General features: G+C 70.3%; 15 protein-coding genes. 12 read left to right on the forward strand and 3 right to left on the reverse strand.

From position 1 onward, the window contains the following. Positions 1-202: 202 nt before the first annotated feature. From Psi02_RS39295 to Psi02_RS39305, 3 genes are read right to left on the reverse strand one after another with little or no spacing between them, the layout of a single operon-like run. The gene (locus Psi02_RS39295) at positions 203-925 is read right to left on the reverse strand and encodes an FAD:protein FMN transferase (protein ID WP_203981007.1); all 723 of its coding nucleotides are present in this window, start codon (positions 923-925) and stop codon (positions 203-205) included. 23 nt (positions 926-948) lie between these two features. Next, the gene (locus Psi02_RS39300) at positions 949-1,374 is read right to left on the reverse strand and encodes an FMN-binding protein (protein ID WP_203981008.1); all 426 of its coding nucleotides are present in this window, start codon (positions 1,372-1,374) and stop codon (positions 949-951) included. A gap of 15 nt (positions 1,375-1,389) precedes the next feature. Then, positions 1,390-2,646, reverse strand: a complete 1,257-nt coding sequence (locus Psi02_RS39305) for a ferredoxin reductase family protein (protein ID WP_203981009.1) — start codon at positions 2,644-2,646, stop codon at positions 1,390-1,392. A 455-nt stretch (positions 2,647-3,101) separates the two neighbouring features. Between Psi02_RS39305 and Psi02_RS39310 the strand changes: the two genes are divergently transcribed. The 12 genes from Psi02_RS39310 to Psi02_RS39365 all read left to right on the forward strand — a co-directional run bounded on the left by Psi02_RS39310 (position 3,102) and on the right by Psi02_RS39365 (position 13,409). Continuing rightward, a complete protein-coding gene (locus Psi02_RS39310) occupies positions 3,102-3,515 on the forward strand; it encodes a phage holin family protein (RefSeq protein WP_239095539.1) in 414 nt (137 codons plus the stop codon). Positions 3,516-3,546: 31 nt separating this feature from the next. Beyond that, positions 3,547-4,065 (forward strand): MaoC family dehydratase, encoded by a 519-nt coding sequence (locus Psi02_RS39315; protein WP_203981010.1) that lies wholly within the window; start codon positions 3,547-3,549, stop codon positions 4,063-4,065. Beyond that, positions 4,065-5,225 carry an acyl-CoA dehydrogenase family protein gene (locus Psi02_RS39320; RefSeq protein ID WP_203981011.1) on the forward strand — a complete coding sequence of 387 codons (1,161 nt, stop codon included), beginning with the start codon at positions 4,065-4,067 and terminating at the stop codon, positions 5,223-5,225. Before Psi02_RS39315 ends, Psi02_RS39320 begins: the two co-directional genes overlap by 1 nt. Before the next feature lie 34 nt (positions 5,226-5,259). Then, complete coding sequence (locus Psi02_RS39325) at positions 5,260-5,706, forward strand: HIT family protein (protein ID WP_203981012.1); 447 nt, start codon at positions 5,260-5,262, stop codon at positions 5,704-5,706. Positions 5,707-5,716: 10 nt separating this feature from the next. Next, complete coding sequence (locus Psi02_RS39330; RefSeq protein ID WP_203981013.1) at positions 5,717-6,610, forward strand: haloalkane dehalogenase; 894 nt, start codon at positions 5,717-5,719, stop codon at positions 6,608-6,610. 11 nt (positions 6,611-6,621) lie between these two features. Further along, entirely contained in the window at positions 6,622-7,803 is a 1,182-nt protein-coding gene (locus tag Psi02_RS39335; protein WP_203981014.1) for a sensor histidine kinase, read from the forward strand. Positions 7,804-7,922: 119 nt separating this feature from the next. After that, on the forward strand, positions 7,923-8,681 hold the full coding sequence (locus Psi02_RS39340; protein ID WP_203956130.1) for a LytR/AlgR family response regulator transcription factor: 759 nt from the start codon (positions 7,923-7,925) through the stop codon (positions 8,679-8,681). Positions 8,682-8,688: 7 nt separating this feature from the next. Further along, entirely contained in the window at positions 8,689-9,060 is a 372-nt protein-coding gene (locus tag Psi02_RS39345) for a hypothetical protein (protein WP_203981015.1), read from the forward strand. Continuing rightward, the gene (locus Psi02_RS39350; protein ID WP_203981016.1) at positions 9,057-10,529 is read left to right on the forward strand and encodes a sodium/solute symporter; all 1,473 of its coding nucleotides are present in this window, start codon (positions 9,057-9,059) and stop codon (positions 10,527-10,529) included. The genes Psi02_RS39345 and Psi02_RS39350 overlap by 4 nt, the downstream gene beginning before the upstream one ends. 175 nt (positions 10,530-10,704) lie before the next feature. Next, positions 10,705-11,031, forward strand: a complete 327-nt coding sequence (locus tag Psi02_RS39355; protein WP_239095540.1) for a DUF485 domain-containing protein — start codon at positions 10,705-10,707, stop codon at positions 11,029-11,031. Beyond that, positions 11,028-12,638: a monocarboxylic acid transporter gene (locus Psi02_RS39360; protein ID WP_203981017.1), complete on the forward strand. Its 1,611-nt coding sequence runs from the start codon at positions 11,028-11,030 to the stop codon at positions 12,636-12,638. The genes Psi02_RS39355 and Psi02_RS39360 overlap by 4 nt, the downstream gene beginning before the upstream one ends. 216 nt (positions 12,639-12,854) lie before the next feature. Further along, positions 12,855-13,409, forward strand: a complete 555-nt coding sequence (locus Psi02_RS39365; RefSeq protein ID WP_203981018.1) for a TetR/AcrR family transcriptional regulator — start codon at positions 12,855-12,857, stop codon at positions 13,407-13,409. The last annotated feature ends 23 nt before the right edge of the window (positions 13,410-13,432 follow it).

The following is a 13,432-nucleotide window of genomic DNA, read 5'->3' on the forward strand; positions in this document are numbered from 1 at the left end:
AGCCGCGAAACACCCTGCGTGGCCGACCCGGCCATGCAGGCCACAGGCATGCCAAGAAACAAGATCACCCGCTGCGCCCTGTCGGACGTTCCGGCTGCTCCTCGGCCTCCACGACGAGTTCTTCATGCCACAACCGCCGCATCTCCGGGCAGCTCTCGAGCACGTCGCCGAGCGGGCCACGTCCGAAGATCCGGCGGCTATGTCAATCGGCGAGAATCGCGAACTGCGGGAAGCCGTCCGTGTGCCAGGTGGCACCGGAGGCTGTGACGGCGAAGGCCTCGAAGCCCTCCAGGTCTCCGACCCAGTCGCGTGCGGCGTGGCCCATGGCGAAGGCCGCCGTGGCGTAGGCGTCGGTCAGGGTCAGGCTCTTTCCGACGAGCGTGATGGAGGCGAGCGCGGTCGCGGGGCGGTGGGCATGCGGGTCGACGATGTGTGCGCCGCGCTCGGCGGTGCCCGAGGTCGCCACCGCCAGATCGTGACCTGTCACCACGGCGGCGAGTTCGCCGGGACGCAGGGGATGGGCGATGCCGACGCGCCAGGGACTGCCGGGAGCGGCGGATCCGGTGAGCTGCACGTCACCGCCGCCGTTGACGCAGTGGTTCGCCGCTCCCGCCCGCGTCAGGATGCGCGAGGCCCGTTCGATCGCCCAGCCCTTCACGACGGCCGAGGGGTCCAGACGGCCGTCCGGGTGGGAGGTGAAGTATCCGTGGGACGCGCGCGACACCTCGTCGCACAGGCGCAGGACCTCCGCGACCTCCGGTGGGCAGCCGGCCAGGGCGATCTCACCTCTGTCCAGCCGGCTGACCACGCTCTCCGGCCGGTACGTCGAGAACGTCTCGTCGACGTGGTGCAGCCAGTCCACGGCCTCGGCGACCGCATGTTCGAAGTCGCCGTCCCGTACGTCGAAGGAGAAGACGGTACCCATCACATGCTCGACATGACGGCTGGTCACAGGCCGGCCCGGTCGAGCGCGCTCTGCAGGGACCGGACGTAGCCGTCGCTCGTGTACGTCGCGCCGGACACCGTGTCGATCCGCGCGGACTGAGCGGTCAGAGCCTCCCGATCGAGGATCGGCAGGGCACGATCGTTGATGGCGACGTCCATCGAGGTGCCCGCCGGGGCCTGGAGCACCTGGACACCCGTGAGCTTCCCGGCGGAGAGCACGATCCGCACCTGTACGGGTCCCCATCGCGTGGTGGTGACATCACCGTCGACCACCGTGCCGGTGTCGTCGCCGAGGCTCGCACCGTCGCCGGCCCATGGCCCCGCGTTCGCGGAGGGCGGTTCGGCCACGGCGAGGTCGTGCGGTTTGAACGACAGCAGCAGCACCAGGCCCACGGCGGTCACGACCACGGCGAAAATCGCTCTGCGCATGGCTCCTTCAGAGATTCAGAACTCGAACGACTCATGGTGGATCCGGCCGGGTGGCACGCCGACGGCCCGCAAGGATGCGATCACATGCGCGGTCATCGCTGAAGGCGCGCACAGGTACACGTCATGGTCGCGCAGGTGGGGCACCAACGCCGCCAGGGTACGGGAGGCGAACGGGTCGCCCACCACGCTGGTGGGGCCGACGCAGTAGTGGAGTCGCGCCCCGCGGCGCGCGGAGATGCCGTCCAGTTCGTGGCGGAACACCAGGTCGCCCGTGGCCCGCGCCCGATAGAGGAGCGTCAGGTCGCCGGGCGCCGCCGGGATCGACTCGAACAGGCTCCGCAACGGGGTGATGCCCGCGCCTCCGGCGATCAGCAGGACCCTGCGGCGTCTTCGCCGGCCGGCGGTGAGGGAGCCGTACGGCCCCTCCGCGAGCACCCGGGTGCCGGGACGGAGGCGGGCGAGGATCCGGCTGTGGTCCCCGAGGCCCTTGGCGGTGATCCTCAGCTCGTTCCGGCCGGGGACGGCCGACAGCGAATAGGGGTTCGGCGACCACCACAACTCCCGAGTGAGGAAACGCCACCTGAAGAACTGGCCGGGCTCGGCCCTCAGCAGGTCGAGGCGGCGGCCGGTGATGTGCACCGAGACGACTCCCGGGCCTTCCTCGACGACCTGGGTCACCGTGAAACGGTGCCGGAAGGCCTGCCGTACCGGAGTGAGGACCCGGTACCAGATCAGGACCAGCGCGACGGTGATGTACAGGGCGTACCAGGCGAGGCGCGCCGACGGGTTCGCGATGAACTCGTTGCCGGTGGCGAGCACGTGCCCGAACGCCAGCCACGCGGCCAGGTACGTGTAGAAGTGCAGGTGGAACCAGGTCTCGTAACGCAGCCTCGGCCTGATCGCCCGTGCCGAGGCGACGCCGATCCCGACGAGGAGGAGCACCGCCACGGTCGCCCTGAGCACGTCGGGATAGGACAGGTTCAGCGTGACGGTCTCGCCGACCACGTCGGTGTCCTCGGTGACGGCGTACCCCCACGTGATGAGCAGCGTGTGGGCCACGGACAGTCCGACGACGTACCGCCCGCCCATCGAGTGCCAGCGCGTCAGGCGGTCCGAGCCGACGCCGTGTTCCAGCGCGGGGATCCGGGCCATCAGCAGGAGCAGTACCGCTATCGCGTATCCGGCGAGCAGGCCGGTGATCCGGCCCGCGCCGGTCAGCCACCCGTCGAGGCCCGCCACCGCGGCAGTGTTCGCCCACCACAGCCCCAGCACGGCCGCGGCGCCTGCGCCGACGGCCGCGAGTACGGCTACCGCGGCGGCGTCAGCGGAGACACGGGTGGCAAGGCGGGTGGAGGAAGGGATACGAGAGGGCGGGACACGAGAGGGAGGAACAGAGGGTGGGACGGAGGGTGGGACGGAGGGTGGGACGGAGGGTGGGACGGAAGATCGGGCGGAGACGCGGGTCACCTGAACCTCTGCATTCCGTGCTGAATCGGGCACCTCCACGGTAGCCCTGGGGAATGAACGGACAGTCGCACCACCACCACCCGCCTGCCGACCTCGCCCGGGGGCGGCCTCATTGCCCTCTGGTGCCGCGTGACCCGCCGTTTCGTGACTGAAACTTTCATCTCCTCCTTCCCGCTCCGCCCCGCCCCTCGGGGGCAGGCGTGGGTTAGGCCCCCCATCTGGGGGTAGGCCGCACCCCATCGCTGGAAGGGAGGCATGTCATGACCGACCAGATGATCAGGCCGACCGAGTCGCCGTCGACCGGCGAACTGGTGCGACGCCTTTCCGAGGACGTCTCCCGGCTCGTTCGAGGCGAGTTGCGCCTGGCCAAGGCGGAGATGACGCAGAAGGGCAAACGCGCGGGCCGGGGCGCGGGACTGTTCGGCGGGGCGGGCGCCATGGCCTTGTACGGCGGAGCCGCGCTGGTGGCCGCCGCCATCCTCGCGCTGGCGCTGGTGCTGCCCGGATGGGCGAGCGCGCTCGTCATCGGGGTCCTGCTGCTGATCGTGGCGGCCGTCTTGGGCGTGTTCGGCAAGGGGCAGGTCTCCCGGGCGACCCCGCCGACTCCCGGCCGGGCGATCCACGGGATCAAGACCGACCTCGACGCCGCGACGCCGCACAAATCGTATCGATGATCTCGGAGGGTCATCCGAATAACATTCCAGTGTGACGGTGCATGAAGCCCGGATCGGGCGCTACTACGAGGATTTCGTGGTCGGGGACGTCTACCAGCATCCCCTCGGCCGGACCATCGGCGAGGCGGACAACACCTGGTTCACGTTGCTGACGATGAACACGAACCAGAACCACTTCAACGCCCATTTCGCGGCGAACGCGCCGGTCGGGCGGATCATCGTCAACTCGGGTCTGTCGGTGGCGATCGTGCTCGGGCTGTCGGTCATCGACGTCAGCCAGACCGCGATGATGAACCTCGGCTGGGACGAGATCAGGCTCAGCCATCCGGTCTTCGTCGGCGACACGCTCTACGCCGAGTCGGTCGTGCTCGAGGCGCGGGAGTCCAGGTCGCGGCCGTACGCCGGCATCGTGACGTGCCGGACGCGCGGGCTCAACCAGGACGGCGACGAGGTCATGTCCTGGCGGCGGTCGGTCATGGTCTACCGGCGGGACGCGCCCCACGACAAGGGCTACTTCCCGCACGCCAAGACCGGCCCGTTGGAGGCGTGATGGACTTCGAGCTGAATGACGACCAGCGGCTGTTCCAGCGGACGCTGCGGGAGTTCGTCGAGAAGGACATCGTGCCCGTCGCCTCCGAGTGGGAGCGGAGCGGGCGCTACCCCGCCGAGATCGTCGAACGTTTCCGCCAGATGGGCCTGTTCGGCATGACGGTCCCCGAGGAGTACGGCGGGCTCGCCCTCGACCGGGTGTCGTTCGCCCTCGTCTTCGAGGAGATCGCCAGGGGCTGGATGGGGGTGGCGGGCATCCTCGGCTCGCACTCGCTCGCGACCTGGATGATCGCCCGGCACGGTACGGCTGAGCAGCGGGACCACTACCTTCCCGACCTGGCGACCGGCGCCCGCCGTACGGGGATCGCCCTGACGGAGCCCGGCGCGGGGACCGACCTGCAGGGCATCCGCACCCGGGCCGTCCGGGACGGCGACGAGTACGTGATCGACGGCACGAAGACGTGGATCACCAACGCCCGGCACGCCGACCCGCTGCCCGTGCTGGTGAAGACCTCGGAGGAGACCCCCGCACACCGTGGCATGTCCGTCCTGCTCGTCGACGCCTCGAGCGAGGGCCTCACGATCGGCAGGGACCTGCCGAAGCTCGGCTACAAGGGCACGGAGACGTGCGAGGTGGTCCTGACCGGCGTGCGCGTCCCCGTGTCCCGCCTGCTCGGCGGTGAGGAGGGGCGGGGCATGCAGCAGGTGTTGTCGGCGCTCGAACTGGGCCGCATCAACATCGCCGCGCGGGCCGTGGGCGTCGCGCAGTGCGCCTTCGAGGCGGCGCTGGGCTACTCGCGGCAGCGGCAGGCATTCGGCCAGCCGATCGCGGACTTCCAGGCCGTCCAGCTCAAGCTGGCGGACATGGCCACCGAGATCCAGGCGGCCCGCCTGATGACGTACTGGGCGGCGGTACGGTCGGAGGCCGGCGCCGTCGCCAGCGAGGCCGCGATGGCCAAGTACTTCGCCTCGGAGGTCGCCCTGAAGACCACGATGGAGGCGATGCGGATCCACGGCGGCTACGGCTACTCCCAGGAGTTCGTGGTCGAGCGGCTCTACCGCGACGCGCCCCTGATGGCGATCGGCGAGGGCACCAACGACGTCCAGCGCCTGGTCATCGCCAGGGCGCTCATCCAGGGCACCGCCACCCTCGGCTGGTAGCCCCCTGAGGAAGGAGCTGAGAGACAATACCGGGATGCCGAATGCGGGGCCGTATGTGGCCGGATGCCTGTTCTGCGAGATCGCTGCCGGGGAACGGCCGGCCCATGTCGTCTTCTCCGACGAGGTCGTGGCCGCCTTCCTCGACGCCCGGCCCGTGTTCAAGGGCCATGTGCTCGTCGTCCCCCACGGCCACGCCGAGACGCTGACCGACCTGCCGGTCGAGGTGGTGGGCCCCTACTTCGAGCGGGTCCAGGCCGTCGCCCGGGCGGTCGAGGAGGGCATGGAGGCCGCGGGCACCTTCGTGGCCATGAACAACCGGGTCAGCCAGAGCGTCCCGCACCTGCACACCCACGTCGTCCCCCGCAACCGCAAGGACGGCCTGCGCGGCTTCTTCTGGCCCCGCATGAAGTACGCCGACGACGTGGAGGCCGCTGAGACCGCCGACCGGATCCGGGCGGCGCTCAAAAAATCTACATCGTAAAGGACGGCTCATGGATGTCCTCCGCACCCCCGACGAGCGCTTCGCCGACCTTCCCGGCTTCCCGTACGAGCCTCGCTACGCCGAGGTGGGCGACGGGCTGCGGATGGCGTACGTGGAGGCGGGTCCCGCCGACGGGCCGCCCGTGCTGCTGTTGCACGGCGAGCCGAGCTGGTCGTTCCTCTACCGCCATGTCATGGAGAAGCTGGCCGGGGCGGGTCTGCGGGCGATCGCGCCCGACCTCGTCGGGTTCGGCCGGTCGGACAAGCCCGCCAAGCCGGAGGACCACTCCTACGCCCGCCATGTGGAGTGGACCCGCGCGCTCGCCTTCGACGCGCTCGGACTGCAGGGCGTGACGGTGGTCGGGCAGGACTGGGGCGGCCTGATCGGCCTGCGGCTCGTCGCCGAGCATCCTCATCGATTCGCCCGGGTCGTCGCGGCCAACACGGGACTGCCGACCGGCGACATTCCCATGCCCGAGGTCTGGCACCGCTTCCGGGAGGCGGTCGCGTCCGCACCCGTGCTGGACGTCGCCAGGTTCGTGCAGTCCGGCTGCGCCACCACACTGCCCGACGACGTACGGCGGGCCTACGACGCGCCCTTCCCCTCCGAGGAGCACAAGGCGGGGCCGCGGGCCATGCCGGGCCTGGTGCCCACCACGCCGGACGACCCGGCGTCGGAGGCCAACCGGGCGGCCTGGGCCACGCTGACGACGCTGGACCTGCCGTTCCTCGTGGCCTTCTCCGACGGAGATCCGATCACGGGCGGGATGGCGCCGATCCTGAAGAAGTCGATGGCGGGAGCCGCCGGGATCGAGCACCCGGTCATCAAGGGCGCCGGTCACTTCCTCCAGGAGGACGCCGGTCCTGAACTGGGAGAGATCGTGGCGGCCTTCGTACGCGAGTAGGCTCCGGCGGCGTGGAACCGCTCGTCGCCGCCCTCGTCGTCGTGGCACTCATCGCGGTGCCGGCCACCGTGTTGTGGCGGGTCGTCCGCGGCCGCCGCGACCTCGGGAGCAGTCCCGCCGAGCGGGCCACGTTCGAGACCCTGCACACGGCGTCGCTGGCCGCACCCCCGCTGCGCGCCGGGCTGACCCCCGCCGGGGCGCTCAAGGCGTCCCGGCACCTGCGCGAACTGCTCGGCTCGCGTGCCATCGCCATCACCAACGGCGAGGAACTGCTGGTCTACGACGGCGCGGGGGAGCACCACGCGCGCGAGGCGTTCACCCACGCCGCGGAGACGCTGGCGGACGGCCGCACGCAGGTGCTCGCCCTCGACTGCGGTCTGCCGGAGTGCCCGATCCGGCAGGCGGTGGTGGTCCCGCTCACCACGGACGACAGGGTGATCGGCTCGCTGGCGGCGTACGGCGACCACGCCTCCGCGGGGCTCGTCCGGGCGGCGCAGGAGGTGGCCCGCTGGGTCGACTCGCAGCTTGAGCTGGCCGAACTCGACCGGTCGCGGACCATGCTCATGGAGGCGGAGGTCAGGGCGCTGCGGGCGCAGATCTCGCCGCACTTCATCTACAACTCGCTCACCACGATCGCGTCGTTCGTCCGCACGGATCCCGAGCAGGCGCGGGAACTGCTGCTGGAGTTCGCCGACTTCACCCGCTACTCCTTCCGGCGGCACGGCGACTTCACGACGCTCGCCGAGGAGCTCAGGTCGATCGACCGCTACCTCACCCTCGAGCGGGCCAGGTTCGGCGACCAGTTGCAGGTGACGCTCCGCGTCGCGCCCGAGGTGCTGGCGGTGGCCGTGCCGTTCCTCTGCCTGCAGCCCCTGGTCGAGAACGCCGTACGGCACGGCCTGGAGAGCAAGCCGGGCGTCGGCCACGTCACGATCATCGCCGAGGACGCGGGCGCCGAGTGCGGCATCACGGTCGAGGACGACGGCATCGGGATGGACCCCGAGCGGCTGCGCCGCGTGCTCGCCGGGGAGGACAGGTCCGGCGCGGGCGGGATCGGCCTCGCCAACGTCGACGAGCGGCTGCGCCAGGTGTACGGCGACGAGTACGGCCTCGTCGTCGAGACCGGTCACGGCGCCGGGACCAAGGTGACCGTGCGCGTCCCCAAATACCACCCCGGCGTCGCGGTCGACTGAGCAATCACCGAGGGATCACTGAGGGGTCCACTGTGATCCGGTCGTGATGGCGGGAAGCGTTGACTTTCCGATGTCCGGGTCATCACTCTCTAGGGGATTCGTCGGTGAGAGGAGTGAGCTTGACCGGCCTCCGGGTCCTTGCGGTGGACGACGAGCAGCCCGCTCTGGAGGATCTGTCCTATCTTCTGCGGGCGGATCCACGCATCGGCGACGTCCTGACGGCCCGTGACGGCGCGGCGGCGCTCAAGCTGCTCGACCGGGCGATCGCGGACGGCAGGCCGGTCGACGCGGTCTTCCTCGACATCCGCATGCGCGGTCTCGACGGCGTGGTGCTCGGCCGGTTGCTCACGCAGTTCACCAGCCCGCCGAAGGTCGTGTTCGTGACGGCCTACGAGGACCACGCCGTCGACGCGTTCGAGCTCAAGGCCGAGGACTACCTGCTCAAGCCCGTCAGGCCGGAACGGCTGACCGAGGCGATCAGGCGGGTCTGCGGGAACAGGGACGTCATGGAGGCCGGGCCGCGGGCCGACACGATCCCGGTCGAGCTGGGCGGGGTGACCAGGTTCGTGGCCAGCACCGAGGTGCGGTACGTCGAGGCCCAGGGCGACTACGCGCGGCTGCACACGGCGACGGGTAGCCATCTGGTGCGCATCCCGCTCGCCGCGCTCGAGGAGCGGTGGGCGTCCGCCGGGTTCCTCCGGGTCCACCGCAGCCACCTCGTCGCGGTCAAGCACATCGAGGAGTTGCACATCGACTCGGGCAAGTGCGTGGTGCGCGTCGGCGGGGCCGAGATCCCGGTCAGCCGCCGGCACACCCGGGAGCTTCGCGACCTCCTCGTACGGCGGGCCCGCAAGGCCAAACGGGAGGACGCGGAATGAGCGAGCGATGACGGGCAAGCCGCGCAGGGTCGTGGTGACCAGCCCCCGGACGGCCGCCGCCCGCAGGCCGCGCCACTCGCTGACCCGTGAGATCGACGAGCAGACCCGCCTGGGCGAGGTCTACATGCGGTCGCTCGTGCGCACGCAGTTCCGCCTGGCGCTGTTCGTCTGCACGCTGCTCGCCTGCCTGGTGGGCGGGCTCCCGCTGCTGTTCCTCCTGGTCCCGGACCTGCGTTCCGCCCAGTTGCTGGGACTGCCGCTGCCGTGGGTCGTCCTCGCCGGGCTCATCTATCCCGCGTTCATCGCGGGCGCGTGGCTCTACGTGTGGCAGGCCGAGCGCAACGAGCGTGACTTCGCCGACCTGGTGGAACGCCAGTGAGCATCGCCGCCGTCGTCGTCGTGGTGCTGGCGGCCATCCTCATCGGCGCGTTCGGGATCCGGATGTCGCGCACGACGTCGGACTTCTACGTGGCCTCCCGTACGGTGTCGCCGCTGTGGAACGCGTCGGCGATCGGCGGGGAGTACCTGTCCGCGGCCTCCTTCCTCGGCATCGCCGGCCTGCTCATCACCTATGGCGCGGACATGTTGTGGCTGCCGGTCGGGTGGACCGGCGGGTATCTCGTGCTGCTCGTGCTCGTGTCGGCGCCGTTGCGCCGCTCGGGGGCCTACACGCTGCCCGACTTCGCGGAGGCGCGGCTGGAGTCGATGGCGGTCAGGCGGGCCTCCAGCGTGCTGGTCGTGCTGATCGGCTGGTTCTACTTGATGCCGCAGTTCCAGAGCGCCGGGCTGGTCTTCCGCACCGTCACGGGCGCGCCCGAATGGGCGGGGGGCCTGGTCGTCGCGGGCGTGGTCGCGGCCAATGTCCTGTCGGGCGGCATGCGCTCGATCACGTTCGTCCAGGCGTTCCAGTACTGGCTGAAGCTCACCGCGCTCGCCGTCCCGCTGGTGTTCATGCTGCTCGCGTGGCGGTCCGACGGGTTTCCCGGCCTGCCGCCCGGCGATCCGTGGGCGCTGCCGCTGCACGGCCGGGAGCATCCCCTCTACGAGACCTACTCGCTGATCCTCGCCACGTTCCTCGGCACGATGGGGCTGCCCCACGTCCTGGTCCGCTTCTACACCAACCCCGACGGGCGGGCGGCCCGCCGTACGACCGTGGTGGTCCTGACGCTGCTCGGCGCGTTCTACCTCATGCCGGCGATCTACGGCTACCTCGGCCGGGTGTACGGGCTGCCGGCGACCGACACGGTGGTGCTGACGCTGCCCGGGCGGCTCGTCGGCGGCATGGGGGGCGACCTCCTGACCGCGCTGATCACCGCGGGGGCGTTCGCCGCGTTCCTGTCCACCTCGTCCGGGCTGACCGTCTCGGTCGCGGGGGTGATCGCGCAGGACATCCTGCGGGGCGGCGTGCGCTCGTTCCGGGTGGCGACGATCCTCGCGGTGGTCGTGCCGTTCGCGCTGGCGGGGACGGCCAGGTCGCTGCCGGTCGCCACCGTGGTCGGGCTGGCCTTCGCCGTCGCCGCGTCGTCGTTCTGCCCGCTGCTCGTGCTGGGCATCTGGTGGCGGAGGCTGACGACGGTCGGCGCGATGTCCGGCCTGCTCCTCGGAGGCGGTCTCGCCTGCACGGCGGTCCTGGCGACGATCACGGGCGGGCCGGACACGGGCTGGATGGGGGCGCTGCTGTCCCAGCCGGCCGCGTGGACGGTGCCCATCTCGTTCGCCGTGATGGTCGTGGTCTCCCTCCTCACACCGTCGCGGGTGCCGCCGGGCGTCGCGCGCACGATGGTCCGCCTGCACACTCCGGAGAGGCTGAACGTCGACCGCGGCGACTGGCGGCCCCGGTCCCTCTGACGCGTTCCTTACGGAGGGCTGCCGTTCGGCGCGCGGAACCGACCTCTCGCCGCATGCGGTGCTCGCGCGAACGAGCGCCCGCTACGGCTGGGCGACGGGACCGCGTCCGGGTCTCGTAAGGAAGGAGCCGCACTCCTACGTTGAAGTGATTCAGATCACTGTCGAAGGAGGGCATGTGACCGTACAACACGACTCATCGGTCTATGAGGAGATGCAGGCCAGCGAGCAGTTCCAGGAACTGCGTCGCCGGTACCGTTCCTGGGCCTTCCCGATGACCGTCGCGTTCCTGGCCTGGTACCTGCTCTACGTGGTGCTCTCGGGCTTCGCCCGCGGCTTCATGGGCACCAAGCTGCTCGGTGAGATCAATGTCGCGCTGGTGTTCGGCGTGCTGCAGTTCGTATCCACGTTCCTGATCGCCTGGGCGTACTCGCGCCACGCGGCCGGCAAGCTCGACCCGCTCGCCGACGAACTCCGTGCCCAGGTGGAGGAGAAGACCCAGTGAAACACGAGACACTCGCCACCATCCTGTTCCTGGTGTTCGTCGCCGGAACCCTGGCGATCACCTTCTGGGCCAGCCGCAACACGAAGACCGCCACCGACTACTACGCCGGCGGCCGCTCGTTCAGCGGTGTGCAGAACGGCCTGGCCATCGGCGGCGACTACATGTCGGCGGCGTCGTTCCTCGGCATCGCCGGGATCATCGCCCTGTCCGGCTACGACGGGTTCCTCTACTCGATCGGCTTCCTCGTCGCCTGGCTGGTGGCGCTGCTGCTCGTCGCCGAGCTGATGCGCAACTCCGGCAAGTTCACGATGGCCGACGTGCTGGCGTTCCGGATGTCCCCGCGTCCGGTCCGCACGGCCGCCGGAGTCTCCACGATCGTCGTCAGCATCTTCTACCTGCTCGCGCAGATGGTCGGCGCGGGCGCCCTCGTGGGCCTGCTCCTGGGCATCACGTCGCAGTCGGGCAAGGTGTGGACGATCATCGCCGTCGGCCTGCTGATGGTGATCTACGTCGTCATCGGCGGCATGAAGGGCACCACCTGGGTGCAGATCGTCAAGGCCGTCATGCTGATGACCGGCGCGGCCCTGGTGACGCTGCTCGTCCTCGGCAAGTTCGGCTTCAACCTGTCCAGCCTGCTCGGCGACGCCGCCACGCAGAGCGGCAAGGGCGACGCCTTCCTCAACGCCGGTCTCAAGTACGGCACCGAGGCGCAGGGCGTCTGGGGCAAGATCGACCTGATCAGCCTGGGGCTCGCGCTCGTGCTCGGCACGGCGGGCCTGCCGCACATCCTGATCCGCTTCTACACGGTGCCGACCGCCAGGGACGCCCGTAAGTCGGTCCTGTGGGGCATCGGCATCATCGGCGTGTTCTACCTGCTGACCCTCGTCCTCGGCTTCGGCGCCGCGGCCGTGGTCGGCTCGGAGAAGATCGCCGCGGCGAACGCGGCGGGCAACACGGCCGCGCCACAGCTCGCCGAGGCCATCGGCGCGGACATCTTCGGTGAGGTGGGCGGCACGATCCTGCTCGCCGTCATCGCCGCGGTCGCGTTCGCCACGATCCTCGCCGTCGTCGCCGGCCTCACGCTGGCCTCGTCGTCGAGCTTCGCCCACGACCTGTACGCCCACGTGTTCAAGCGGGGTCAGGTCACCGACAAGGAGGAGGTGCGGGTCGCGCGGATCGCCGCGTTCGTCATCGGCGCGATCGCGATCGCCCTCGCCATCCCCGCGCAGTCGCTCAACGTCGCCTTCCTGGTGGCGCTGGCCTTCGCGGTCGCGGCCTCGGGCAACCTGCCGGCGATCCTCTACAGCCTGTTCTGGAAGAGGTTCAACACCGCCGGCGCGGTTTCGGCGATCTACGGTGGTCTGATCTCGGCGCTCGTTCTCGTGATCCTCTCGCCGGCGGTCTCCGGCGCGAAGACCGCGATGTTCCCGGACGTCGACTTCCACCTGATCGAGCTGTCGAACCCGGGCATCTTCTCGATCCCGATCGGCTTCCTGTGCGGTTACCTCGGGACGATCTTCAGCAAGGAGTACAACGCGGCGAAGTACGCCGAGATCGAGGTCCGCTCGCTCACCGGCGTCGGCATGGAGAAGGCCTCCGAGCACTGATCGAGCACTGATCGAGCACTGATCAGCACAGATCGACCGCTGAGCCATCACTGAGATACCGCTGAGATACCGCCGAGCCCCTGAGGCTCTCTCCCGGTGAAGCCCGGCCGCGACCCCCTCCCGCGGCCGGGCTTCTGCGATTTCGCCCGGTTTCGCAGGGTCCACTGTCCGTCGCGTCATGGTGTTGAGGCCCCAGGTGCGGATATCGTCTGGCCCGTGGACGACCCGCTCGAGACCGCCAAGGCGAGGACCCGGATCCTCGACGCCGCCGAGGAGTTGTTCGCGGGCGGCGGCTACGACGCGACGCCGACGGCCAGGATCGCCGAGTTGGCGGGCGTGCCGAAGGGCCTGGTCTTCCACTACTTCCCTCGCAAGATCGATGTGCTGGTCTCGCTCGTCGACGAGCGGACGCTGGTCACGGAGGAGGACGTCGAGGCCGTCCCCGGCGACCCCGCGGGCACGTTGTCGAAGCTGGCCCGCATGTTGCCGCTGCGGGCGTCCCCGGACATGCGGCGCATCCTGTTCCGCGAGGCCGACACCCACCGCTCCGTGCGGGACCGGCTCGGCCGGTTGAACGCCGAGATCATCAGGCGGTCCAGGTTCGCCCTCGAACTCGCGCTGCCGGGCAGCCGGGGCGACGCGGCCCGGCTGGAGGCCGCGGCCGCCACGTTCGCCGCCGTCCTGCTCTACCAGGAGAGCCTCTGCCTGCTGACCGGCCACCACATCGACCCGGACGCGGTGGCCGAACTGCTCGCCCACGCCCTGGGGTAGCGCCGCGACGCCGGACGGCTAGG

The organism is Planotetraspora silvatica, from assembly GCF_016863315.1.
Taxonomy (GTDB): domain Bacteria; phylum Actinomycetota; class Actinomycetes; order Streptosporangiales; family Streptosporangiaceae; genus Planotetraspora; species Planotetraspora silvatica.